Origin of the sequence: Pontibacter chinhatensis (assembly GCF_900113285.1) — a bacterium.
GTDB classification, from domain to species: Bacteria; Bacteroidota; Bacteroidia; order Cytophagales; family Hymenobacteraceae; genus Pontibacter; species Pontibacter chinhatensis.
In genome coordinates, this window is sequence record NZ_FOOT01000002.1 from 796,122 (window position 1) to 823,111 (window position 26,990).

Annotated in this window: 13 protein-coding genes and 1 other RNA gene; 7 read left to right on the top strand and 7 right to left on the bottom strand. The window is 53.2% G+C overall.

The features are described 5' to 3' along the window. Window positions 1–6: 6 nt before the first annotated feature. The 4 genes from BM040_RS08540 to BM040_RS08555 form a co-directional block, all read right to left on the bottom strand. Window positions 7–1,722 (bottom strand): GMC oxidoreductase, encoded by a 1,716-nt coding sequence (locus tag BM040_RS08540; RefSeq protein ID WP_092100075.1) that lies wholly within the window; start codon window positions 1,720–1,722, stop codon window positions 7–9. Between the two features lie 85 nt (window positions 1,723–1,807). After that, window positions 1,808–5,236 (bottom strand): 3-keto-alpha-glucoside-1,2-lyase-like domain-containing protein, encoded by a 3,429-nt coding sequence (locus BM040_RS08545; protein ID WP_092100076.1) that lies wholly within the window; start codon window positions 5,234–5,236, stop codon window positions 1,808–1,810. Between the two features lie 61 nt (window positions 5,237–5,297). Beyond that, on the bottom strand, window positions 5,298–6,572 hold the full coding sequence (locus BM040_RS08550) for a Gfo/Idh/MocA family oxidoreductase (RefSeq protein ID WP_092100077.1): 1,275 nt from the start codon (window positions 6,570–6,572) through the stop codon (window positions 5,298–5,300). A 599-nt stretch (window positions 6,573–7,171) separates the two neighbouring features. Then, entirely contained in the window at window positions 7,172–8,863 is a 1,692-nt protein-coding gene (locus BM040_RS08555; RefSeq protein WP_092100078.1) for a beta-galactosidase domain 4-containing protein, read from the bottom strand. A gap of 282 nt (window positions 8,864–9,145) precedes the next feature. Here BM040_RS08555 and nhaA point away from each other — a divergent pair, with 282 nt between their 5' ends. Further along, on the top strand, window positions 9,146–10,369 hold the full coding sequence (gene nhaA / locus BM040_RS08560; RefSeq protein ID WP_092100079.1) for a Na+/H+ antiporter NhaA: 1,224 nt from the start codon (window positions 9,146–9,148) through the stop codon (window positions 10,367–10,369). Between the two features lie 95 nt (window positions 10,370–10,464). Here the strand turns inward: nhaA and ssrA are convergent. The 3 genes from ssrA to BM040_RS08575 form a co-directional block, all read right to left on the bottom strand. Then, window positions 10,465–10,835: a transfer-messenger RNA gene (ssrA, locus tag BM040_RS08565) on the bottom strand. 144 nt (window positions 10,836–10,979) lie between these two features. After that, the gene (locus BM040_RS08570; RefSeq protein ID WP_092100080.1) at window positions 10,980–12,116 is read right to left on the bottom strand and encodes a transglutaminase-like domain-containing protein; all 1,137 of its coding nucleotides are present in this window, start codon (window positions 12,114–12,116) and stop codon (window positions 10,980–10,982) included. Window positions 12,117–12,735: 619 nt separating this feature from the next. Beyond that, complete coding sequence (locus tag BM040_RS08575; protein ID WP_092100081.1) at window positions 12,736–15,093, bottom strand: ABC transporter permease; 2,358 nt, start codon at window positions 15,091–15,093, stop codon at window positions 12,736–12,738. A 305-nt stretch (window positions 15,094–15,398) separates the two neighbouring features. On the opposite strand from BM040_RS08575, the gene BM040_RS08585 reads away from it, so the two are divergent. From BM040_RS08585 to BM040_RS08610, 6 genes are all read left to right on the top strand, one after another. Continuing rightward, on the top strand, window positions 15,399–16,772 hold the full coding sequence (locus BM040_RS08585; protein ID WP_092100083.1) for a sigma-54-dependent transcriptional regulator: 1,374 nt from the start codon (window positions 15,399–15,401) through the stop codon (window positions 16,770–16,772). Then, window positions 16,762–18,117: a sensor histidine kinase gene (locus tag BM040_RS08590; RefSeq protein ID WP_092100084.1), complete on the top strand. Its 1,356-nt coding sequence runs from the start codon at window positions 16,762–16,764 to the stop codon at window positions 18,115–18,117. The genes BM040_RS08585 and BM040_RS08590 overlap by 11 nt, the downstream gene beginning before the upstream one ends. A 192-nt stretch (window positions 18,118–18,309) precedes the next feature. Beyond that, the gene (locus BM040_RS08595) at window positions 18,310–19,935 is read left to right on the top strand and encodes a catalase (RefSeq protein WP_092100085.1); all 1,626 of its coding nucleotides are present in this window, start codon (window positions 18,310–18,312) and stop codon (window positions 19,933–19,935) included. A gap of 295 nt (window positions 19,936–20,230) precedes the next feature. Further along, the gene (locus BM040_RS08600) at window positions 20,231–21,247 is read left to right on the top strand and encodes a DUF3667 domain-containing protein (RefSeq protein ID WP_092100086.1); all 1,017 of its coding nucleotides are present in this window, start codon (window positions 20,231–20,233) and stop codon (window positions 21,245–21,247) included. 163 nt (window positions 21,248–21,410) lie between these two features. Continuing rightward, window positions 21,411–23,249, top strand: coding sequence for a DNA polymerase III subunit gamma/tau (locus BM040_RS08605; RefSeq protein WP_092100087.1), 1,839 nt, complete (start codon window positions 21,411–21,413; stop codon window positions 23,247–23,249). Between the two features lie 764 nt (window positions 23,250–24,013). Continuing rightward, window positions 24,014–26,974: a M16 family metallopeptidase gene (locus tag BM040_RS08610; RefSeq protein WP_245756147.1), complete on the top strand. Its 2,961-nt coding sequence runs from the start codon at window positions 24,014–24,016 to the stop codon at window positions 26,972–26,974. Window positions 26,975–26,990 lie beyond the last annotated feature (16 nt).

The following is a 26,990-nucleotide window of genomic DNA, read 5'->3' on the forward strand; positions in this document are numbered from 1 at the left end:
CCATACTTACAGGTTTCCCTTCTTCATCTCGCTCACGGCATAATCCACAGCACGGGCCGTCAGAGCCATGTAGGTGAGCGAGGGGTTCTGCGTACCGGTAGAGGTCATGCAGGCACCGTCGGTAACGAATACATTTTTGCAGGCGTGCAGCTGGTTATACTCGTTCAAGAGCGAGGTTTTTGGGTCACGTCCCATCCGTACGCCGCCCATTTCGTGAATGTCAAGCCCAGGTGCCTGCTTGCTGTCGTTGGTGTGGATGTTCTTACAGCCGGCCTTGTCGAGCATCTCCGCCCCTTGCACCAGAAAATCCTTCATCGATTTTTCGTCATTCTCGTCATACCCAACCGACACCTTCAACAAGGGCATGCCCCAGGCATCTTTCTCGCTCGTGCTCAGGCTCACGTAGTTACTCTCCTTCGGAATCGTCTCCCCTTGCATCATCATGTAGATGCCCCAGTTTCCAGGCTCCGACAACGCATCCTTGTAGGCTGCTCCAAGCTGCTCGCCGTTAGGGCCAGCGCCTGACCTACCTCTGCCGGCGCTATAGAAAACCATATACCCGCGCAGGAAATCGGTTTCCTGCTTGTGCACGTTGCGGAAGTTCGGCATCATCACCGCGCACGGGCGACGGCCATAGTAATAGCTGTCTTCATACCCGTCCATACTTGCTGAAAGCGAGCCCCTGTAGTTATGGAAGGCTACATACTTCCCTAAAAGCCCGTTATCATTTCCTAAACCGTTCGGGAAGCGGGAAGAGGTGGAGTTGAGCAGGATAAGGTTCGTGTTCAGCGCCGCGGCATTCACAAAAATAATGTTCGCAAAGTATTCGGTTGCTTCCTTGGTGTGTGCATCCACCACGCGTACTCCTACAGCTTTGCCTTTCTGCTCATCATAAAGTATAGAATGCACCACCGAGTCGGGGCGCAGGGTGAGGTTACCGGTTTTGGCGGCCCAAGGCAAGGTGGAGGAGTTGGAGGAGAAGTAGCCGCCATACGGGCAACCACGCTGGCACAGGGTTCTGGCCTGGCACTGCCCCCGCCCCTGCTGGTGATGGATTTCCTCCGGCTTGGTTAAATGGGCGCAGCGGCCAATCATCACATGGCGGTCTTTATAGGTCTCTACAATCCGTTTGCGGATGGCTTTCTCCACCACGTTCATCTCCCAGGGTGGCAGGAACTCGCCGTCTGGCAAAGTGTCTACCCCATCTTTGTTCCCGCTGATACCCACAAAACGTTCCACATAGCTGTACCAGGGGGCAATATCATCATAACGAATAGGCCAATCCACAGCAAAGCCATCACGTGCCGGGCCTTCGAAATCATACTTGCTCCAGCGTTGGGTCTGGCGCGCCCACAACAGCGACTTGCCACCCACCTGGTAGCCACGAATCCAATCGAAAGGCTTTTCCTGCACATAGGGGTGTTCCTTATCCTTCACAAAGAAATGGGTAGCATCCTCTTTGAAAGCATAGCACCTGGAGGCGATCGGGTTTTCCTCGCTTAGCTCGAGCGACAAACGGCCACGGTGTGGGAAATCCCAGGGGTTCTTGGTGGCTGTGGGATAGTCTTTCAGGTGCTCCACATTCCTTCCCCGCTCCAGCACCAGGGTTTTCAGGCCTTTGTCACATAATTCTTTGGCAGCCCAGCCGCCACTAATCCCAGACCCGATCACGATGGCGTCAAAGGTATGGTCAGCGAATTTAGAGGTATTGATATTTGCCATCTTGCTTATCTAAATAATGTTAAACCTTTGAACAACTGAAGGCCGGTAGATGCCGGCCTTCAGGGTATACATTACAGAAAGAAACTTATAGCGCTTTCTGGTCTTTGCTCAAGTCTTTGATGCGGATGTTGCGGAACCAAACTGTAGAGCCGTGGCCCAGGAAGCCGATGTGGCCTTTGGTTCTTTTCAGCCCCGGATGGTCTTTTCCATCCAGTGTACCGTTCTTGCTTGCCTGCGCAATGTCGCCGTCCAGGATGGTCGTGCCATTCAGGATTACCTTCACCTTTGGCCCTTTCACGATCACTTCCTGGTAGTTCCACTCTCCTACCGGCTTCAAAGCGCCCCGCTTCGCGGTAAGCACCCCGTACACAGAACCATGGTACTGGTGATCGTCCAGGTCTCTGTAGATGTCGGCGTCGTTGTCCAGAATCTGCAGTTCCATTCCTTCATAGGCGGCATCCCCCTCAAGCGGGGCACGCACGCCCAGCCCGTTATTGGCTCCAGGCGTAAGCTTAAACTCGAAACGGAAAACAAAGTCGCTGTACTCTTCCTTCGTGAACAGGTTGCCGCCGTTTCCGAACTTGGGCTTGTGCACCACCATCACCCCATCTTCTATCACGTAGTCGGTGGTGTTACCCTGCCAGTTGTGCATGTTGGTACCGTCGAACAGCACCTTGAAACCTTCTTTCTTCTCTGCCGCACTCAGCTCAAATGGCTTAGGGCGTGGAATTTCGCGGATGTAAATATCGCGGTACGCTATCCTGGAGCCGTGTGCCTGCAGTTCTATCTGCTCCTCAGGGAAAATTGGCAGGTCGCGATTCCAGAAGTTCTCCAGTATCACATTGTCCGTTACCAGTTCTCCGTTCAGGTATACCGTCACCCGGTCACCTTGCATCAGGATACGGAAGTTGTTCCACTCGCCAAGCGGGTTGTCGGCTACCTTGAGTGGCTTGCTCGGATGTACTTTGTTGTTGTACAGGCCGCCTGAACCTACCTGTGCGCCCACGTCTACGCGGGAAGTGTCCCAGATCTGTACCTGCGGCGTACCTCTCAGGTAAATACCGGCATCGCCCTCCTTGTGGCCGTCGTCGAAGATCTTCCAGTCCACGAACATTTCGATGTCGCTGTACTTCTTCACAGAAGCAATGTTATCGCCTTTGCCTGTGAAGATCAGTTCGCCGTTCTCCACCACCCAGCTTTTGCGCATCTGCTCATCGGCCTGCTGCTGCTTTTGAGCCAGCGTCTTCTTGTCCATTTTGGCGCGCGCGATAGGGTTCTCTACCAGACCTTTCCAGCCGGTCAGGTCTTTGCCGTTAAACATCGCCACGAAGCCCTCGCCTTGTGGCATCTCTGCCAGGAACTTGCGCATCGACTCTTTCTGGTACTCGCTGTCCGGCCCCTGCAGCACCTGGATGGTTTTGTTCAGGTACTCCCGCACCACGTTGCCCTGGAAATCAGTGCTGGACAAAGCGATGTTCATCACGGCATGGGCGGCCTGTTGCTGCAAAGCGGTATCATCCAGGTACTTGCCTGCAAACACCAGCGCCGGGAAGGTTCTATTTCTGCCTACTTGCGTGAGGATCAGCTGCTTCTGCTCTGTGGTTTTAGCCACCTCCATGGCCTTGCGAAGCATCAACACTTTTTGGTCGGCAGGATATTTCGCAATGCTCACGGCACGGATATAGCCTTTCAGTGCCTGGTCCAGGTAGGTAGCATTGTTAGCACCTGCGCAGATATTGTACAGCTCCTCTGCCGCACTTACATCCGACCACTGTGAGAGTGCTGCCAAAGCAGCTGTTTTTGTAGTGGCATCACCATTCTGGAAGGCCTGGGCCACCGCCTGAAGCGCCTGGTCTCCTCCTATACTTGCCAGGATGTTAAAGTAAGCCGTCCGCTTTTCTGCCGGCGCCTCATTCATCTTTTGCAGTACCAGTTCTGCCTTCTCCGCCTGGTTTTCATAGTCGCCTACGGCGGCTACAACGGCCTTTTGCACCGCTGCAAGCTCTTCCGGCTGAGAGGTTTCGTTCAGCAGGGTGAACAGCTGCGGCAGGTTGTCTTTGCTTGCGATGTTGGCAAGTGCCTCCAGGGCAGCCTTGCGTACGGCCGTATTGTTGTGCTTGGCATAAGGAAGCACCTCCTGGAACCTTCTGCTTTCACCGCGGGCGCCTAATACTGCTAACAGTTCTGCCTGCGCTACCGCTGGCATTTTTGGCAAGGCCTGTGCTACTTTATCTGTCATCCCATCTCCTTTCATGATCAGGAGAGCGTTTCTAACGGCGATGGCTTCTTGCTCACCACCTTTGCGCATGGCTTTCAGCAGGGATGGCAGCGCCTCTTGCTGGCCCAGCTTACCCGCAGCTCCGATGGCAGCGATTCTTACCTGGGCATCTTTGCTCTTCAAGGCTTTTTCTACTGCTGGCAAGGCGCCTTTCGCACCGTTGTTGCCCAGCATGGTGATGATTTCTGCCTGTATCGCTGGATCGGCTTTCTTCTGCTTGTTTACCCACAGTGAGGTGTTTTCTGCTGTTACGTAAGGGCCGGCAAACTTCAGGGCAGCGGCGCGGTACTCTTTGTTGGGGTCACCGGCGGCGTTTACCAGAAGCGGCATACTTTGCTCTTTCTGCGCGTCGCTCAAAAGTTTCAGGGCTGCCGTGCGCGTGTGCACCTGCTCATCTGCAGTGGTTTTGCTCAGCATCGACTGGGCCAGGCGTGCAGCTACATCCGTTTGTCCCTTCTCGGTAAGGCGGTTGGCATACAGCAGGTAGGCGGCAACAGCGTTGTCTTTGTCAAACTTGTAGTTATCTGCTTCCGCGGCCTTAGCCAGGGCAGCCTCGGAGGCCGGATCCGCGATGTTGGCCAGGGCAAAGAGGGACAGCTTGCGCAGTTTCTCGTCCTGGCTGTTGGCCAGAGAAGTTAAGGCCGGCACAGCTGCTGCATGGCGGGTATCACCCAATGCCCCAACCAAAGCCAACTGGCAATCTCCCTTTGAGCTTTGCAGGGCCTGCAGCAGCGCCTGGCTGGCGGCAGGAGTGTTTATACTTGTCAGGGCTCTGGCGGCAGGGCCGCAAAGGCGGCCATCGCCCAGGTACCCCTGCAGACACGCAACGGCCTGATCGTCGCCGACCATTTGCAGCTGCCTGATCAAAAAGGCTTTGTTCTCCTCATGCCCGGCGCTCTGAAGGGCTTTGCAATAGGCGTTGGCACTCATTTTTCGCCAATCCTCCCGCTCCGCCTCCATTACGTAGGAAGAGAAGCCGCCTAGCGCATACTCTATACTTGTATTGTCGCCCTTGCCGGGCTCCGACAGCATGCTGGCCATTTGCAGGATTCCCTCCTCGCCCATGGCAGCAATTCCCGTCATACTTGCCTCCAGGTGCTTTTCGTCCCGGGCCGGCAGTTCTGCCAGTAAGTCAGCGATCTTCGTGGAGAGGGTTCGCTGGTCATTTTTGCGTTGCCCCATCACGGCAGTGCTTAGCATAAGCAAGGCCAGGAGCACGAATGATATTTTTCTCATGTTGTTAGCAAAGTATAATTCTAACCTATAAAAGAATGCTTTTTAATTCTTAGCCAAGCTGTTACACCAGTGTCCAGTCCGAACGCATCGGTTGGTAAACCAGGCGGTTGGCGCCTTCGTCGTTGATGAACTCCTGCTTCACGGGGTCGAACTTGAGGTTGCGCCCCAGGCGCAGGGCAGCCAGGCCCATGTTTACCAGCGTGCAGGAGCGGTGGCCGTTTTCCTCGTTCAGGGCAAACTTCTGGCGGTTCTTCACAGCCTGCACAAAGTCTGTTACCTGCGGCTCCGGATCAGGGAAAGCGGCTAGTTTCCTTCTAAGGTCAGGAATGTCGGAACGGAAGCCCGGGTAGAGCTTGCCTTTCGGCCCCTCGATGTAAGGGATGTTTTCTTCCTTGCCCTCACCGTCCAGGATGATTTGGCATCCATCTTCATAAGTATAAGTTATCCTGCGCCAGGTACCTACAGCATCTGCGTGTTGCTGCGGCGCATCAATCTCCACGGAAACCGGGCTGGTGTTGTCTTTGCCCAGGAAGTACTGGATAGGGTCCAGATAGTGTTGGCCCATGTCGCCGAGGCCGCCGCCATCGTAGTCCCAGTAGCCGCGGAAGGTGCCATGCACACGGTGCGGATTGTAAGGCTTATAAGGAGCAGGGCCCAGCCACATGTTGTAGTCCAGTTCCTGTGGTACCGGCGTTGGGTCCAAGTTGGTTTTGCCTACCCAGTAGAATTTCCAGTCGTAGCCGGTACCGCGTCCTACGGTCACTTTCAGGGGCCAGCCCAGCAAACCGCTATCCACCAGTTTCTTGATAGGCTTTACCGTAGTCCCCATGCCGTAGAAGATATCATCGAAGCGGAACCAGGTGTTGAGGCGGAAGATGCGCCCATGCTGCTGCACAGCCTCTACCACGCGCTTGCCCTCTCCTATGGTCCGGGTCATCGGCTTTTCGCACCAGATGTCCTTTCCGGCGCGGGCCGCATCCGCGGCCATAATGCCGTGCCAGTGCGGCGGGGTGGCGATGTGCACAATATCCACCTCCGGCATCTGGATCATCTCCCGGTAATCGGTAAACGTTTTAACGCCCTTGCCCAACATGTCCACCGCTTTCTTCAGGTGGTTCCGGTCTACATCGCATACCGCTACTACTCTCGTGTCGGCATAAGGGAAGTGGTTACGCCCCATAGCTCCCACCCCAATCACGCCTTTGGTGAGCTGGTCGCTTGGGGCTACATAGCCCTTTCCGCCTAGCACAAACCGGGGCACAATGGTAAAAGCGGCGAAAGCCATCGCAGACTTCTTAATAAAGTCTCGTCTTGGGTTCTCTTTGTCTGGTTTCATGAAACATGAAGATTTTATACAACTTCTAATTTATAGTGATATGGCTGCCAGGAGCCACGTAAAAACAAACAGTAAGCGTAAAATCCGAAACCAATAGCTGTCTGGCCCTAACAGGCTGCAGCACTCCGGAGGTAAGAAATTCTTTGCCGCTGCTTAGGCAGGAAAACTAATCTTAGTTTTTTGCCAATAGCGTGGAATAGTGTTAGGGAAGCGTCGTGTGGGTTGGTCTTCTCTTATGTTGATTAGTTTTCTGCACAATTCCAGTTGTGCTACAGGTAGCTGTAAAGTGACTTTTGAGCCTTTCAATATAGAGATTAAAATATTACAAGAAAAGTCTATTGCACTTAAAAATAAGATTTAATTGATTTCTGAGAGTACAGACACAACCATCCTTCTGCTGCTTAAGCCAAGGTTTTATACTTTGATGATACTATACTTTGTAATGGTTAGAATGCGGATCAGGATTACATTTTCTGCCAGAGGAAAAGTAGGCTTTAGAGAGGCGGCAGGGATAAGAGGAGAAAAGGGCTTGTTGCACTCAAGATCAAAGAGATACTCCTCAAAGTCACGCACACAGTAGCTCTGCAGAAACTCAGGTACTACAGGCTAAAGTGTTCCCAGGCAAGTTCAAAACCTCTTTCAGCCCAGGGCAGGTCTTCCTCCAGCACGACCCTTACCCTCAGGCTCCTGCCAGCTCCTTTTTGCGCGTGGCCGAGCGGCAGGCTCAAGCGTTGGGTCTGGCGCGGCCCCAGGCTAATGCCTGTTACCTCCCCCCTGTCCACGACCTGCTCTCCCGCCAGCAGCTCCCATTGCAACTTTACTTGAGGAGCAGCGGCAAAATCATAAAGGTTGCTGATGCTCATACCCTTATCGTTTGTCAGCTCCATCCTGAAGGACTGATTCGCCTTTTTAAGCTCTGCTCGCTGTTCCGCTGAAAGCTTGGTGAAATCAATGGACGCGAGAGGCAGGTTGGTGATGGCATCGGCGTTTGTCAGCGCGAGGAGCGGACGGTCGGGGTCCAGGCGGGTGAGGCTATCGGAGAGGAGGTCCAGGTGGGCTTTCTCCGCGGACCAGGCAATGACAGAGGGGCGGTTCCGGAGCTTCAGGATAGTGGCCATAGGAAGCCTAAGTTGTAAACCTGATTCCTTTCCCTCCTCCGGGGCCAGGTGCTGGATGATGTAGAGCCCATACTTATCGGCCAGGTGGTAGAGTTCCAGACTGGCGGGGATGCCGGAAACGAAAACCGTGTTGACATGGTGCTGCTTCAGCTTCCGGACAAACCCCTCCAGCTGCTCCGCACTGGGTGCGGCCTCGTGGAGCGCCGGGTGGGTATAGCTAACGGGTTTGAACCGGGCGGTCACGCCGTTTACTTGTAGCTGCCGGTCCTGCACCTTCGTGGTGCGCACCCCCACCCGCTCAGCCAAGACCTGCGAGAATTTGAACCTGCTGGAGGAGATAGTATTCGTAACCAGGTACAGGTAGGGCGTTTCCGCATTCCACTTGCCTGCTATGACTTCCGGGTGATCGGTGTAAAAGAACAGGTGGGTCTTCCCTTTGGGAATAATTTGGCTGATGCTGCCCGTGCGGTGATGGACATAATCCTCCTTCAACTCGCCTTCCATACTCATTACCTTCTCTTCGGAGGCGTAGTGAGAGGTGTTGAAGGGCTGCGTGGAGTAGTTTCTCAGCCTGAAGAGATAGACCCAGGTAAGGCTTCTGTAGTAATTGGGGTAGCGCATGAGGGTCCTGACCTGCGTCTCCACTACATGGAAGCTCGGCGCGGCTACTATCAAAAACCCGGAGGCCAGCTCGCTTGCCTCACCGGCAGCCTTGTCGCCCCAAACCCGCAGCCGCAGTGAGTCATCTTCATCCGTCAGCAGCGGCCCCAGGTGGATTTTCACGTCGACACCGGCCGCGTCCAGCCGGGTGCGGCGCCCGTTGATTTCCAAGGTAAAGGCTATTTTAGGGGTGCGCACCACCAGGAACTTCTCCAATCCGTCCCACCGGGGTGGAAATGTCAGGGAACTGGAAAAAACGGAAGCAGGGGCTTTTTCACCAGAGGTGCTGGCCAGCCGCTGAATACTCCTCTCCCACCTTACTTCCTCCACCATCGCAGAAGACAAAGGGTCAAAGGTCAGGGCCTTTTCTTCACTCTCAAAAGGGATGATAACAGGTCCGTACTCTATGAGGCTATCTGCCAGCGCTGCCTTGCCTTCCTCCTGAGCCAGGGCAGGACAAGACAGAGCAAGGAAAAGTATGGCCGGAAGAATGAAGTTTGATGGAATACGCATGCGCTTTTACGGCTTATTTGACAAACACAGGCCCAATGTCCGAAAGCCTGTTTACTTTACTCACCCCCTCCTAGAGATTCGCCTGCCGCTATCGTTTACTTTCCATCTAATTGATATCTCCAACAACAGTAATCGTGCGCCCTAAGTATATGTAAATCAACCCCGAGGCTTCAATATAGAAATTAAACTATTACGAGTAAAACCAACTAAGTGATTACTTGTTCCTACACAGGAAATCCATCCAGTTCTAGTATCTTAAAACCAAATTCTTTATTTTTAGGCATGCTACAAAGAATTAACCTCACTCCTTTCAGGGATTTTTTAAAATCCGGCTCAGCAGGCGGCTTCATCCTAATGGCCTGTGTTGTACTATCTTTACTCATTGCAAACTCCCCTCTTGGCCCAGGCTTCGAACGCCTCTTGGCGCATCAAATAGGGTATGAGTCAGAAGCGCTGCAACTAAGATACCCGGTGCTGTTATGGATTAACGACGGCTTAATGGCTATATTTTTCCTGCTGGTAGGACTGGAAATTAAAAGGGAACTGGTAGAAGGAGAACTGTCTTCTTTTAAGCAAGCCGCTTTGCCTGTATTTGCCGCTATTGGCGGGATGTTGGTTCCAGCTGCTGTTTATGCCTTATTTAATCAAGGCACAGCTACTGCGGGTGGCTGGGGTATCCCCATGGCAACCGATATTGCCTTTGCCATTGCCGTAATTACACTATTGGGCAAACGGGTGCCGCTCTCTTTAAAGGTATTCTTAACGGCACTGGCCATCGTCGATGACTTAGGCGCTATTGTGGTTATTGCCGTGTTCTACACGAACGAAATGCACCTGAACTACCTGTTGTATGCAGCAGGGGTATTTGCTTTGCTAATCGTCTTTAACCGGATGGGAGTTAAGAACGTGTGGCTTTACCTGCTACCAGGCGTCGTGATATGGTACTTTATCCACCATTCAGGCATACACGCCACCATTGCAGGCGTGCTGACTGCACTAACCCTTCCTACTACGCCTGACGAAAGGGAGTCTCCGCTGGAGAGACTGGAGCATGCCTTGACCAAGCCTGTGAACTTCCTGATCATGCCTATTTTTGCCTTGGCCAACACCAATATCGCATTTGAGGCGAGCATGCTGGATGGCCTAACCAACACGCTGGGCATGGGTATCATCTTTGGCCTTTTAGTAGGCAAGCCCATCGGCATTGTCTTCTTCTCATGGCTATCAGTAAAGCTGGGGATTAGCTCGCTGCCTGCAGGCACCAAATGGTTACAGTTCGTAGGCTTAGGCTTATTGGCAGGCATTGGCTTTACCATGTCTATCTTTATCGCCCTGCTTTCTTTCAGCGACCCTGACTTTCAAACGCAGGCCAAGTTTGCTATTCTCGTAGCATCCGTTGTTGCCGGTTTATCAGGATACCTGTTCCTGAACAGGATGGGGGCAAAGAACGAACTTACGGAAGTGCCCATCACCCGCGAAGAGCCAACACCGCGAGAAGTGTCTTAATAGTGTTTCCTCAGGATAATAGATCATCTTAAACTAGATAACCAGAAACGAAAAAGGCCTTGCAAGTATAAAACTTGCAAGGCCTTTTTGATGATAAGTGGAGATGCAGGGATTCGAACCCTGGTCCAGACAAGGAAACCGTCGTGCCTTCTACATGCTTAGGTTTATTCGGATTGTCGGGAGCTTGCAAGTATAAACCAAACTTATGCGCACTCCTTAGGTGCTTTAGTTTCGCCTGTGCACCACACCTTTACACAGACTAGTAAATCGGATCGAAGCCTCATATATGCAGGCAGATTCACGAAACCTGCACGAGACTATGGCTAGTGCTTAATACCTAGATTAAGCAGCCATGGCGTAATTAGATTCGCCAGTTATTGTTCGAACGGATTTTTGACAGGTGGTACGTTCATCACCCGACATGCTTACACGCAATTTGCTCAAGCTGTCAATTCCAGTCATCCCCATTAAGTTAAAGAACGAATTCTTGGCATTTATACTTCAAGAAGTATGCCACAAACATAACGATTATTTATGGCTTTTTGGCTGCTGCCAGCGAATAATTAACGCAAAGCAGCAGCCAAAAAGTTTCAGGTTTATACTTTTATACTTACCTCGATGCCGTGGTTGTGGCAGCTGGTAGCACAGGTGCCTGGTACAGGTCTGTGAGCGAGTTGGTATACTTGTAGCGGTCCAGTTTATACTTGCGCTGGAACACTTCCGGCACCTTGGCTCCCACCGGCACGAGCATCAGCGAGCTTTTGCCATCGATGGTTTCCCGCTCAAAGGCCACACCCTCGCGGTTATCAAACTTCACGTCGAAGTAGTACAGGTAAGGGTACACCCAGTTCACGTACTGCATTTTGCTTGTTCCGGAGAGGCTTCTGATTTCCAGCTTGGCATAATCTTTCGCAATGGCCTGCTGAAACTCCACGGCGTTCAGGGGCACGTTGTTGAGCACCGGCATCACGTCGAACTGGCCGTCCAGCATCACCCACTTCTGCAAATCCGGCAGGTATACTTCCAGCAGCACGTGGCCGGCGCCGAACTCCACTGTTTCCACGTCCTTCATCTTCAGGCCCATGGTGCGGGCGGGCAAACCGATGGCGTTTAGGCAGGCGGTGGTGACGATGCCATACTCTACGCAGCGGAACTGTTTGCCTTCTTTCACCTCAGCCAGTATGGTCAGCGCATCCGGGTTGCTGGGCTCGTTCATGCCGTTGTGCTGCCACTGCTTGTGCACCCAGTTTACCATGCGCAGCGCTTTCTCGGTATCGTTGGCAGCGCCTGCCACGATAGCATCCAGGTTATACTTGGTGCGCAGCTCCTGCAAGTAGGCGTTGTTGCGGTTTTGCTCATACACGAACGTATAAGCCGGCACGGGCTGCTTCTTGTTAAACTCCACCGCCTCAAAGCCAAAACCCTGCAGCTCTGTTAAGGCATAAGCGGTGTCGTTCAGGTTCACGTAAAAGCGGTACGATTTACCGGCCTGTACTTTAAAGCTGATGGAGTCGGTGTTGGTGTAGAAAGTAACGTCCTCTTTGCCTTTGTGCACCGCCACTTTCAGCACGTCTGGCGAAATCTGGGGCATGATGTTCCAGTTCCCTTTAATCAGCTCTTTGCCCACTCTGTAGTCCGCTACGGCGGCGGTTGCCTTTACCACGGGCAGCCCCATATGGATTTTCTGTGCGAAGGATGGCGCCAGTAGTACCAGCATCAGGAGCAGAAATGTGAATGACTTTTTCATAGTTTTATTTTGTACTTAGTGATTGGTGAATGATAGTTTTATCTTGTGTATGTATGGTTCAGACGCTGTTTCCGGCTGCGGCTTTATACTTTGTCATTTAACTGCCCGCCGGCATAAACACTATAAGAAATTTGGATGCCAAAAATGTAAAACACTGATTTTAAGCAACCTAACCACGCATCCAATTTTATACTGTTCGCTTCCGATACACCCCTGCCTGTTACACCTGTGCGCTTCCGTAACACATCCATACTTTCCTGAAATCATTTTTTAAATGCCCTTGAGGCTGCCTTTAAAAGAAGCGCCCGCCCTGCAGGCTGGGTAGCTTGCAGGGCGGGCGCTTCTTCGGGTTAAAATCTATACTTTATACTTTGATTTATACTTTGGTGAAGGAGTAAAGCTCCCCAGGTAGGCAGGATGGGTTCATCTTACTCACTATGCCTTTAAACTATTTGTCATCCTGAAAGGATCTTGGTGGAAGGGAGGTTAAGCCTCTGCGACTTGCTACCAAGATCCTTTCAGGATGACAAATAGTGAGGTTCAAACGACCCTGCTTCAAGAAAGGGGGTGGAGTGGGTTGTTCGGAACTTAGGTTTTATACTTCCATCTATACTTTACCCTACTCTGTCCGGAGTGAGTTTACCGGGTTGGCCACCGCCGTTTTAATGGCATGGAAGCTCAGGGTAACAATGGCGATGATGACAGTCGCGATAAAGGCCACGGCAAAGATCCACCAGCTTAGCTCCATGCGGTCGGCGTAGTCGTTGAGCCAATTGGTCATGAAGTACCAGCCCAGCGGCAGCGCGATCAGGTTAGCGATCAGCACCAGCTTCAGAAAATCCTTGGAAAGCAGGTACACGATGCTTGCCACGGAGGCGCCCAGCACCTTGCGCACGCCAATCTCCTTGGTGCGCTGCTCTGCCGTAAACAGGGCCAAGCCAAACAAACCAAGGCAGGAAATGAAGATGGCGATACCCGCAAAATACTTCGTCAGCTGGCCCATGATGGCTTCCGCCTTGTACATCTTCTCAAAATCCTCGTCAAGGAAGTGGTACTCGAAGGGATAGGCCGGGTTATGTCGTTTCACAATCTGCTCGATGGCCGCCAGGGCCTGCTTGGTTTGCCCGGCCTCCAGGCGCGCAAACAGCAGGTTATCGAAATCAGGATGCAGGCGCAGGATAAGCGGCTGCGCCGGGATGTGCATCGACGTAGTATGGAAGTTGTCAATCACGCCGATCACGCGCCCCTCAATGCTCCACTTCAGCCACTGGCCCACGGGGTCCTGCATCTGCATCAGGCGGGCCGCCTCTTTATTGATGATAAAGGACGCGGTATCTGTTCCAAACTCCCTGGAGAACGTGCGGCCCTCGAGTAGCTTCACGTCCATGGTTTCTATAAAGTCATAGTCCACCGACATCACGCTGAACAAAACGTTCGTATTCGGGTCTTTTCCTTTCCACTCGATGCCTCCGGTAGAGTTGCCCACCGAGATAGGAGGCTGGTCGCTGGCCGTGACATTCAGCACCCCCGGCGTGTTCTGCAGCTCACGCTTCACCACGTCGTAACGGTCGCGCAGGGCGCCCTCCAGCGGCACGTATACCAGGTTTTCGCGGTCCAGGCCGATGTTTTTAGTGCGGATGTAGTTAAGCTGCAGGTAGGCTACCAGGGTGCTGATGATGAGCAGGGCCGAAAGTATAAACTGGAACACCACCAGTCCCTCCCGGACTCCTGCTACCCGGCTGCCCACCTTCACGGTGCCCTTCAGCACTTTGGCCGGATCGAAGGAGGAGAGGAAGAAAGCCGGGTAGCTGCCTGAAAGGACACCCGTCAGCAGGGCTACTCCCAGCAGCAACAGCACCAGCGAAGGGTCCGTGAAATCGAGGGAGATGTACTTGCCCGTCAGGTCGTTGAAGTCGGGCAGCAGGATACCGGCCAGGTTGACGGCCACGAACAGCGCCAGAAACGCCATCAGCACCGACTCCACCATAAACTGCCGCACCAGCGAGCCCTTGCTGGCCCCGATGGCCTTGCGCACGCCCACCTCTTTGGCGCGCTTGGAAGAGCGCGCCGTGGCCAGGTTCATGAAGTTGATGCAGGCAATAACAAGGATGAACACTGCCACGACAGAAAACAGGCGCACCCGCTCGATAAAGCCCTGTTTGCCCTCCCGGAAGTCGTTGTACAGGTACATGTCGGCCACAGGCTGCACAAACACCTCCGTGGTTGACTCCTTATCATACTTTTGGATGAAGGGCTTCACCTTTTCATTGAAAGCCGCGATGTCGGTGCCCGGTTGCAGCTGCAGAAAAGTGCGCAGCGCGTTGTTTCCCCACTCCTGCAGCCACTCGTTTCCGGGGCTGTTGATCCAATCCTCCACCGGCATCACGTAATCGAACTGCATGGTGGAGTTTTTCGGCACGTCCTGCATCACCCCGGTCACTTTATAGCTTTGGGATTCGTTTATCCTGAACAGCTTGCCCATCGCCTCTTCTGGGGAGTTGAAGAACTGCCTGGCCACCGTTTCGGAAATCACCACGGAGCGTGGCTGCGCGAGTACCGATTTGGCATCGCCGTGCAAGAGCGGGAAGGTGAACACCTCGAAAAACTCCGGATCGGTGTAGCGGCCGTTCACCTTCAGGGATTTGTCGCCGTAGGCGAAGAGCTGCTGCCAGGGCCATGTGGTGCTGCGCACGGCATGTTTTACCTCGGGCATTTCCGCTTCCAGGGCCTCGGCCAGTAGCGCTGGCGTGGCTTCTGTCGTGAAGTTATCCGAACCGGGGTACTTCTGCGTCTCCATCACCCGGTACAGGTTGTCCAGGTCTGCATGAAAACGATCGACGCTCAGCTCGTCCTTCACCCACAAAAGTATAAGTATGCTACAGGTCATGCCCAGCGCCAGGCCGGAGATGTTGATGAGCGAAAAGACCTTGTGGCGCATCAGGTTGCGGTAGGCTATTTTAAGATAGTTCTGGATCATAGTTTTAGGCTTTGTGGCGGTATAAACGTATGGCTGCGATATTTTTTCAGGGCAATTGCTACGAGGTACAGCAAAGTGCTAAGAAATTAAAATGCCAAAGTATAAAAACGTTAATAATCAACCATTTACACAACACAAAGTATAACAAAGTGTACGCTTTCGATACACCTTTGCCTGCTACACCTGTGCGCTTCCGCTACAAGTATAAACATAGCCATACGTGCCTGAAAAGTCCCATCTCCGCCTCCTTTATTATTATTTGAATAGAATACTTATATTCGATCCTTCAATAAGCGAGAATACCTATGGCCACAGGAAAAACCGGTAGCGTTTTAGTAGTTGACGACGAAAGCGACGTGCTTTTTGCGCTGAAGATGCTGCTCAAAACAGAAGTGAAAGAAGTTGTGACCGAAAAGAACCCGGACAACCTGCTCAGCCTGCTCTCGAAGCAAAAGTTCGACGTCATTTTCCTGGACATGAACTTCAAGAGCGCTCTGAACACGGGCAACGAAGGCATCTTCTGGCTGCGGCAGATTCTGGAGAAGGACAAGGATGCCACGGTTATACTCATCACGGCCTATGGCGATGTGGAGCTGGCGGTAAAGTCGCTGAAGCAGGGTGCCTACGATTTTATTGTAAAGCCCTGGCACAACGACAAGCTGCTGGAAACGCTGCACAACGCCCTGCAGGCCAAAAGCGGCAAGAAATCAGGCAAGCCTGCCGCACCGGGCGCTGTTACCCATACTTCTATACTTGGCCAATCGGAGGCGCTGCACGACATACTTCATAAAATAGAGAAAATTGCCCCTACCGAGGCCAATGTGCTTATACTGGGTGAGAATGGCACAGGCAAGGAGCTGGTGGCAAGGGCGCTGCACGAGAAATCGTTCCGGGCGACTAAGCCTTTTGTGAGTGTGGACATGGGCTCCCTGACCGACAGCCTGTTTGAGAGCGAGCTGTTTGGCTACAAGAAAGGCGCCTTTACCGACGCCCGCGAAGACCGTCCTGGCCGCTTTGAAGCCGCCAATGGTGGTACCTTGTTTCTGGATGAGATCGGCAACATTTCGCCGTCCATGCAGGCCAAGCTGCTCACGGTGCTGCAGAACCGGCAGGTAACGCCGCTGGGTTCTAACACGCCTGTTCCGGTGGATATCCGCCTGATCTCGGCTACGAACGAGCCTATTTACGAGCTGGCCGCCAAAAACCTGTTCCGCAAAGACTTAATCTACCGCATCAACACCGTGGAGATAACGCTGCCCCCGCTGCGCCAGCGCCACGGCGATGTGGAGCTGCTGGCCAGGCACTTTGCTGAAATCTACGCCCGCAAAAACCACAAGCAGGTGCCGGAGTTTGCGCCTGCCACCCTGCAAAAGCTTAACCAGCACAGCTGGCCCGGCAACGTGCGCGAGCTGCAGCATGCCGTGGAGCGTGCCATTATACTAGCCGAAGGACCGGTGCTGCAACCGCAGGACTTCAATTTCTCGCCTATGGAGGCAGCGCCTGCCGCACCGGCCATGCCTATTTTTGCCGCCGATACGAGCATGCCGCTGAGCGAGATAGAGCGCGAAACGATCCGCCGCGTGATTGAGAAGAACAAAGGCAACATCTCCAAAGCTGCCAAGGAGCTTGGCCTTACCCGCACCGCCCTTTACCGCCGCCTGAACAAGTATGATATCTAAGCGTCTGGAGCTCGGGCTGTTGGTCCGGTTTATACTTTTGCTGGGCATGATGTTCGTCACGCTCCAGTACCTGACGCAGTATACCTGGCTGCAGGTAACATCAGGCGTACTTATCATGCTGGCACAAGTATGGGAGATGGCGCGCTATGTAACCCGCAGCAACAACGAGTTGGCCAGGTTCCTGGAGGCCGTGAAGCAGCGCGATTTTACCCAGCGCTTTAACGAGCACAGCAATTCCTCGCTGCAGGAGCTGCACAAGGCCTTTAATCTCATCAACGATACCTTCCGGCAACTGCACATCGAGCGCGAGGCGCAGTTCCAGTACATGCAAACCATCCTGCAGCTAGTAGATACTGGAATTATCGCAGTAGATGCCGAAACCGGCGAAGTGGAGTGGGTGAACGACGCTTTTAAAAAGATGCTGGGCCTGCCATACCTTAAAAGTATAAACAGCCTGGAGAACCGCTACCCTGCCCTGCACGAGTCGTTGCAGAGTATAAAATCCGGCGAAAGTATACTTGTGAAGCTGAAGCTACCTGCCGGACAGGCACAGCTGCTGGTGTCGGCCACGGCCTTTACCATGCAGCACCGCGACCTGCTGCTTATCGTGCTCAAAAACGTGAGCGCCACCGTAGATGCCACCGAAACCGAGGCCTGGCAAAAACTGCTGCGTGTGATGACGCACGAGATCATGAACTCGGTGGCCCCTATTGCCTCGCTGGCCGACACGCTGAGCAAGCACCTGCACCTGGAGCGCGAGCGTTATACTTCCGAGCCGGATGCCCCCGTGGATTTAGAGCTGCTGGAAGACACTGAAGAAGGTATCGGCATCATTAAAAAGCGCAGTGAGGGCCTGTTGCGCTTCACGCAGTTTTACCGCAACCTCAACAAGCAGCAGCACCTGAACCTGACTACCATTTACGTGCAGGAGCTTTTTAAAAGTATAGATGCCCTCATGCGCCCGCGCCTGAAGGAAGACGGCATCAGCTATACTTGTAAAGTAACGCCTACTGACCTAACAGTCACCGGCGACGTGAGCCTGCTGGAGCAAGTACTCATCAACCTGGTAACCAACGCCCAGCGGGCCGTGCAGGGGCGGCCCTCCCCTGAAATTATACTTGTAGCCAAACAACAGGACAGCAAAGTAACCATTGAAGTACATGACAACGGCACCGGCATACCCGAGGAACTGCTAGAGAATATTTTCATCCCCTTCTTCACCTCGCACAAAGAAGGCTCGGGCATCGGTCTGAGCCTGTCCAAGCACATCATGCACCTGCACAAAGGAAGTATAAACGTGGAGAGCGAAGAGGGCGTGGGCAGTACCTTTACACTGGTATTCTGATCCTGCTGATGCCATGCTCTCTCCGGCTTCCGGCAAAGTAGCCATACTTCTAAAAGTCCTAAATCAATTTAACTATACTTATGCGATTATAGATTTTTCAAAGCATGATATAGATATTATTTATAAACATAAAGGGTACACATAGAGTATATCGGTATAGTTAACGTATTCATCATCAACCGGTATCGCGCTATGAACGAAAAGAAAAAGTACCGCACCGCCAGCAAAGGCAACGGCCAGCAAGGCAAAGGTCGCACTCTCACCACCCGGCAGGGCCACCCTGTAACTGATAACCAGAACATCCGGACCGTAGGTAGCCGCGGCCCAGCCACGATGGAGAACTACCACTTCATCGAGAAAATGTCGCACTTCGACCGGGAGCGTGTGCCGGAGCGTGTGGTGCATGCCCGTGGTGCCGGTGCCCACGGTGTTTTCGTGTCGTATGGCATGGTAGGCAACGACCCGGTAGAGAAATTCACCCGCGCCAAGGTGTTTAAAAAGGGCGCGGAGACACCAACGTTCGTGCGTTTCTCTACCGTAGGACATCCGTCGGGCTCCCCCGAAACATTGCGCGACCCGCGCGGCTTTGCCGTGAAGTTCTACACCGAAGATGGCAACTGGGACTTGGTGGGCAACAACCTGAAGATTTTCTTCATCCGCGATGCCATGAAATTTCCGGACTTGATTCACTCGCAGAAGCCTGACCCAGTAACTAATATACAGAGCGCCGAGCGCATTTTCGACTTCTTTGCGGGCACGCCGGAGGCAACCCATATGGTTACCTTCCTGTACTCGCCGTGGGGTATTCCGGCCAACTACCGCCAGATGCAAGGCTCCGGGGTAAACACGTACAAGTGGGTGAACGCCGAGGGCGAGGCTGTACTGGTAAAATACCATTGGGAGCCGCTGCAGGGCATCCGTAACCTGACGCAGAAAGAGGCCCAGGAAATACAAGGTAAGAACTTTAACCACGCCACCCAGGACCTGTACGAGGCCATCGAGCGCGGCGAGTTTCCGGAGTGGGAACTGAACGTGCAGATTATGAGCGACGATGACCACCCGGAACTGGATTTCGACCCGTTGGACGACACCAAGCTATGGCCTAAAGAGCAGTTTCCGTGGTACCCGATCGGCAAAATGACGCTGAACCGGAACCCTGTGGACTACTTTAACGAGGTGGAGTTGGCCGCTTTCGGAACAGGTGTGCTGGTGGATGGCCTGGACTTCTCGGATGACAAGATGTTGCAGGGCCGTACTTTCTCCTACTCTGATACGCAACGCTACCGCATTGGAGCAAATTACCTGCAGTTGCCTATAAACGCTCCTAAAACGCATGTTGCTACCAACCAGCGCGGGGGCCAAATGGCTTTCGACACTGATTTTGCCGAGGGCCAGAACATCCACGTAAACTATGAGCCATCCATACTTGGTGGCCTGGAGGAATCGCCGATGGCAGGCAAAGAGTATACTCCGCGCTACGAAGCGAATCTGGTGCGCCAGCCAATTGAGCGGGCTAATCCGTTTAAGCAGGCCGGTGAGACCTTCCGCAACTTCGAGGCCTGGGAGCGCGAGGAGTTGATCAACAACCTGGGCAACGACCTGGCCAAGTGCGACCCGCGCATCCAGGAGAAGATGCTGAACCACTTCACGCAGGCCGATGAATCCTATGGCCGCCTTGTTCGGGAACGCATCGAGCAGGTGACCAAGGAGATGAAGCAGAAGATGTCGGAAGGTATGGACGGTCCGATGGGCAACGTGACCGGCGAGCAGGGTGTGCAGGAGGCGCAGAAGAAATCGCACTCGGCCAAGCCATACTAAGCTTTCCGTAGCACGATTCTATACTTTTTATTTATAAGCAAAGGCAGCCGCAAAAAGCGGCTGCCTTTGTTGTTATACTCCCCTGCTGTTGCAGAATGGCCAATAGCTTCCCAAAAGCTTGTGTACTGCACCCCGGCAAGTCTCTTTCCTGCCAGCTTCTGATATAACTTTATAGTAATTCATAAATATTCAGGCACAGCATCACAGGAAAATGCTACAAATGCTTACTTTAGCCCCTTAAACTGGCACTGCGATCTGCTGCTTGGCCAGTTTGGGAATACATACTCTGAACACTATGAAAAAACATTACCGGACCGAAGATAACTGTCTGAACTGCGGGGCCACTGTGGCAGGCAAATTCTGCTCGGAGTGCGGGCAAGAGAACCTGGAACTGCGTGAGAATTTTCTGCACTTGGCCATGCACAGCGTGGGGCACTATTTTCACTTCGAGTCGAAGTTCTTCAGCAGCATGGTTCCGCTTTTCACGAAGCCCGGATTTCTTACCAAAGAGTATTTTGCCGGCAGGCGCGCCTCCTACCTCAGCCCTATCAGCATGTACATCTTCATCAGCATCGTGTTTTTCTTCCTGTTCACGGCCAATACCAACATCAACAGAAACAACCTTGTGGAGGATGTTACGCCTGAAGAAAAGGCTGAAGCCCAGGAAATAATTGGCAGTTTGAAGGGACCTTTGAGCGGAAGGGCGCTTGAGAAAGCAGGAAATCATACTTCGCTCGCCGCCCTGGGCCAACCAACAGGCGTGGCAGACACTACCCTGCAGGCCGAAACCATTGGCGAGGCTATTGCTGCGGCAGACAAGAAAGGCAAAGACGAGCTGCGCATAGATATAGGAGAAGATAACGCTTTTGTACAATCTTTAACTGCTAAGCTGAAAAAGGTAATGAGCGACGAACTGAGCCTTGCCCTCTTCAAAAACAAGCTTGTCGGCCACTTCCCGAAGGTTATGTTCCTGCTGCTGCCCCTGTTTGCCCTTATCCTGAAGCTGGTAAACTGGCGGTCCTCCAAATACTACGTGGAACACCTGATTTACTCTATCCATGTGCACTCGTTCCTGTTCCTGTTTGGCTCCATTCTGATTTTGCTGGGCTGGCTCCTGCCCTCCCTGTCGGAATACTTTATATTTCTGGGCGTTTTGGGGGCTATGTGGTACATCTACAGGTCGATGCGCAATACCTACAAAGGGTCGCGGTGGATGACAGTGTCGAAGGTGGTTGTGCTATTCTTCGCCTACAGCACCCTCTTTACTATCTGCGCACTTTTGGTCGTGGGTGCCACCCTGTACACGATGTAAGCCAGAGGAAAGTATAACTTTCTAACTCTAGAGACGCAAAGTATTGCGTCTCTACAACTCTTTGACTCTTAAACTCTCTAACTCCTTAACTCCTAAACTCTCTACCTCTTAAACTCCCAAACTTTCTCCCATCTGAGCTTCGGATTGATTATCTTTGTATGCAATGGAGAACTTTGTAGTATCAGCGCGTAAATATCGCCCGGCCACGTTCGATAGCGTCGTGGGGCAGCACCACATCACCAACACCCTTAAAAACGCCATCAGCAGCAAGCACCTGGCGCAGGCTTTCCTTTTCTGCGGTCCGCGTGGGGTGGGTAAAACTACCTGTGCCCGTATTTTGGCTAAAACGATTAACTGCCAGAACATTACTCCGGAGGTAGAGGCCTGCAACGAGTGCGAATCCTGCCGCAGCTTTAACTCCAACAGCTCCTTTAACATTCACGAGCTCGATGCCGCCTCCAACAACTCGGTAGAGGACATCCGAAACCTGGTGGAGCAAGTGCGCTATGCCCCTCAGACCGGAAAGTATAAAATCTACATCATAGACGAGGTGCACATGCTCTCCAACCAGGCCTTCAACGCTTTTCTGAAGACCCTGGAGGAGCCGCCTTCGTACGCCATTTTTATATTGGCCACCACCGAGCGCCACAAGATTATCCCCACCATACTTTCGCGCTGCCAGATCTTTGACTTCAACCGCATCCGGATTGAGGACATGGTGCGCCACTTGGGCAACATCGCACAAAAGGAAAGTATACAGGCTGAGCCTGATGCCCTGCACCTGATTTCGCAGAAAGCGGACGGTGCCCTGCGCGATGCCCTCTCGATCTTCGACCAGATGGTGACCTTCTCGGGCCACAACGTAACGTACAAGGCCACGGTTGAGAACCTGCACATACTTGATTACGACTATTATTTCCGGCTCACGGACCACTTGCTGGCGCAGAACCTGCCCGGCTCGCTGCTGCTGTTCGACGAGATCCTGAAGAACGGATTTGATGCGCATAACTTCCTGATCGGCATTGCGGAGCATTTCCGAAGCCTGCTGGTGTGCAAAGACCCGCAAACCATACAGCTGCTGGAGGTATCGGACAACATCAAAGCCAAGTATGCCGAGCAATCGCAGAAGGCTTCTGTTTCGTTCCTGCTCTCGGGCCTGAACCTGGTAAGCACCTGCGACACCAACTATAAGAGCAGCAAAAACCAGCGCCTCCACGTGGAGCTGTGCCTGATGAAGCTGGCCCACCTGAATGCGGCCCTGAACTTTGCCCAGGAGGGATCAGAACCAAAAAAAGCTAAGGTAGCGGCTCCGGCACCAGCCTCTACCAGTGCAAACGGTGCCACCGCCCCTGCCGCTACACCTTCGGCACAGTTGCAGCAGCCCGTGTCCGCCAGCAGCGTGCCATCGGAGCGACTGCAGCAAGCGCCGCAGCCACAGCAGGTAACACCAGAGGCACAGCTTGCTCCGCCTAAGGCCGCTGCGCCCGCTCCGGAGAAGCCGCGCCCAGGCGTACAGCTGCCTCCACCGAAGAAGCTGGGCAAACTGCCCAGCCTGAAAGACCTGCAAAACCCACAGGTGGCCGTGGCGAGTGTGGCTGTTGCAGAGGAAGAGGACGAAGGAAGCTACGGCGCTATTGTGCCGGTGGATGAGGCCAGGTTGAAGACGGTGTGGCACAGCATTCTCCGCCGCAAGAAGGCCGAGAACATGATGGATTACACGCTCCTCAACCGGCAGTACCACATCAGCCCCGACAACGAGATCGTTCTTCAGCTGGAAAACCATGTGCTAATGGACCAGTTCACGGCTTTGCGCCCCGACATATTGCGCGAGCTGAAGCAGCAACTGGGCAACCGAAGTATACAACTGCGCGCTGAAGTGGTGGAAGTACAGGACGAGGGCCGGAAACTCTATACTTCGGCAGACAAATTTAACTACCTGTCTGAAAAGTACCCGGTGCTCATCGATCTGAAACAACGTTTCGGCCTGGACGCTGATTTTTAGAATTGCTGTTGTTACCCCACCCCAACCCTCCCCTAAAAGCAGGGGAGGGAGATTTATGCAGAGCCGGGTCCAACCACCCCTACCCCTCCTTAGCTAAGGCGGGGAGTTTTATTGCTTGGACTGAAGTATAAGTTTCATAGCTGCAGAAGTATAACCCACCCCAGCCCCTCCGAGGAGGGGAGTCTGTTTTTGCTTATGCTAAAGTATAAGTTTCATAGCAAACGTATTAACACCCCTATTGAGCTTTGCTCGCAAGTTTCGAACTCCCGTTCTCGCTTGTCCTCAAGGGGACAGCTCTGAATTACTAATTTATACTTTCCTTTCCAGTAGCAGCGGCTATCGAACCTATTCCCAGCCTTTGGGTTGAGCGCCTTGTGGATGTTGCGGTGCCCGAAGGGCAGCCCGCAGCGGAGCGAGGAGCAGCTTCAGACACACCGCGCGATGCCCGAAGGCGAGGCCTCCCGGCCTAGGAGGGTAGAAAGTAGGAGATGAAACTATAGGTATGTAAGGCTAGAGGATGAACGGGAGCTAGCAAGGATAGCTTGGTTCCAGTGGAAAGAAGCGGTAGCTATAGGAAGTATAAACCGGTAAGTATAAAAGTATGGTGTACGCGGACTTGGAAATCCGCAGCAGAGAAGGTCCCGGACAAGGATGTCTGGAACAGCGGGAATGGCAGCAAGTATAAAGTATAACAGAAGCAAAAAAGAACACATGTTATTTAAACAAAATCCTACTATCTTTATAAAAACTACATCATCAAAACTATGGCGATAAAAAGAGGTTCCTCTTTGCTGTTGCTTGCGCTGGGCCTTACGTTCACGCAATGCAAAAACGAAGCATACCAAACCCAATCCACCCCTGATACGGCTGTAACAGCGGCTGCAACCCCTGCCGAGAAGGAGTATAAGTACGAGACTGTCCCCAACGACCCGCTCAACGCCCGCATTTATACCTTGGACAATGGCTTGAAAGTATACTTGTCGGATTATGAAGAGGCGCCGCGCATCCAGACCTTTATTGCGGTGCGCGCCGGTTCTAAAAACGACCCGGCCGATGCCACTGGCCTGGCCCACTACCTGGAGCACATGGTGTTTAAAGGCACCACTGAGCTGGGCACCCGTGACTGGGAGAAAGAGAAAGTAGAGCTGGACAAGATAGAGGCACTGTACGAAAAGTATAGGACCACCAAAGACGAAGCCGCGCGCAAGAAAATCTACCACCAGATCGACTCTATCTCCGGCGTGGCCGCCACGTATGCCGTTGCCAACGAGTATGACAAGATCCTGGGCGCCATCGGAGCCAAAGGAACCAACGCCTATACTTGGGTAGACCAGACGGTGTATACCAACGACATCCCGAGCAACCAACTGGAGCGCTGGATCGAGCTGGAGGCCGACCGTTTTGCCGACATGGTACCGCGTATTTTCCATACCGAACTGGAGGCCGTGTACGAAGAGAAAAACCGCACCCTGGACAGCGATGGCCGCAAAGTAGCTGAGGTCATTAACACCGCCCTTTTCCCGACGCACCAATATGGCACGCAGACCACGATTGGTACCATCGAGCACCTGAAAAACCCTTCTATCACCGAGATCAAGAAGTACTACACCAAGTACTACATCCCCAACAACATGGCCATTGCCATGAGCGGCGACCTGGACTTTGACCAGACCATCCGCCTGATCGATAAGTACTGGGGAGGTATGGAGAAGCAGCCGGAGCCCGCCTTTACCGTGGCACAGGAGCAGCCCATCCAGCAGCCGATTGTGAAAGAGGTGCTGGGGCCGGACGCGGAGAACGTATCGCTTGCCTTCCGTACGCCAGGCATCAACGAAAGAGATGCGTTGGTAATCCAGATGATCAGCAATTTGCTCTACAACGGCCAGGCCGGCTTGATAGACCTGAACCTGAACCAGCAGCAGAAAGTGCTACAGGCCTACGCCTACGACACGCCGATGAAAGACTACGGCACGTTCCGGATGACGGGCATGCCGCGCCAGGGCCAGACGCTGGACCAGGTACGCGACCTGTTGCTGCAGCAGCTGGAGCTGATCAAGAAAGGTTCTTTTGACGAGTCGCTGATACAGGCCGTGGTGAACAACGACAAAATCAACACCATGAAGGCCTACGAGGATAACAGCAACCGTGCGGATGCCTTCGTGACGTCCTTTATCTATGAAATGCCTTGGCAGAAGTTTGTGAACCGTCCGGCCGAGTTTGCCAAGATTACGAAGCAGGACGTGATGGACGTGGCCAACAAGTACTTCGGCAACAACTACGTGCTGGTATACAAGAAAACCGGCAAAGACCCGAACGCCCAGAAAGTAGAGAAGCCGGCCATCACGCCGGTAGCCGTTAACCGCGATGCGCAGTCGGAGTACTACAAGACCTTTATGGCCAAGGAAGTACAGCCGCTGGAGCCGGTTTTTGTAGACTACACCAAAGACATCACCGAAACGAAACTGAAGCAGAACATCCCGCTGCTCTACACCAAAAACAAGGAAAACGGCCTGTTCCAGCTCTACTATATCTTGGACATGGGCACCAACAACGACCCGAAACTGGGCATGGCCGTGAATTACCTCAAGTACCTGGGCACCGACAAGTATACGGCCGAGCAGCTGCAGAAGGAGTTTTACCAGCTGGGCACCTCGTTCGATGTGTTCTCCAGCGGCGACCAGGTATATGTGAGCCTGACAGGATTGGATGAGAACTTCGAGAAAGGCCTGAACTTGTTTGAGAGCGTACTGGCCAACGCCAAGCCAGACCAACAGGCGCTCAACGACATGGTGGCTGGGGTACTGAAAGCCCGCGACGATGCCAAGAAAAACAAAGGCATCATTCTGCAGCAGGCCATGATGAACTACGCCAAGTATGGCCCCAAAAACCCGTTTAACACCGTGCTGAGCGAGAAGCAGCTCAAGGCCCTGAAGCCGCAGGAACTGGTGAACATCATCAAGAGCATCCCGACCTACGAGCACCGTGTGCTATACTATGGTCCACGTGAAACAGAGAACCTGGTAGCAGCTTTGAACACCGGCCACAACGTACCGGCCAAACTCAAGCCGGTACCTGCAGAAGTAGTTTACCCAGAGCTGGACATCAAAGAGCCTACCGTGTACTGGGCCGACTATAACATGGTACAGGCCGAGATGTTGTTCGTGAGCAAGTCGGTACCGTATAGCAAGGACATCATACCGGTAGTGCGCCTCTACAACGAGTACATGGGCGGCATCGTGTTCCAGGACCTGCGCGAGTCGAAGGCTCTGGCCTACTCTACTTACTCGTACTATGGCACGGCTTCCAAGAAAGAGCGCGCCAACTACCTGGTATCTTACATAGGGGCACAGGCCGATAAGCTGTCTGAGGCGATGGCGGGCATGCAGGCGCTGCTAACGGATATGCCGCTGGCCGACGCCAACTTCCAGAACGCCCAGGCCGCCTTGCGCAACAGCATCTCTACCGAGCGCATCACCAAGTCCGGCATCCTCTTCGACTACGAACGTGCCAAGAAACTGGGCCTGAACTATGACATCCGCCAGGACGTGTACCAAAGCGCCAACTCCATGACTTTCGACCAGCTGAAGGAGTTCCAGCAGAAGTATGTAAAAGCCCAGCCACAGGTTATACTTGTGATCGGCTCTAAAGACAGACTTAACTTTAAGGATCTCGAGAAGTATGGCAAAGTAAAACAGCTGGATTTGGAAACGCTGTTTGGTTATTAGTATAGACTTTAGACAA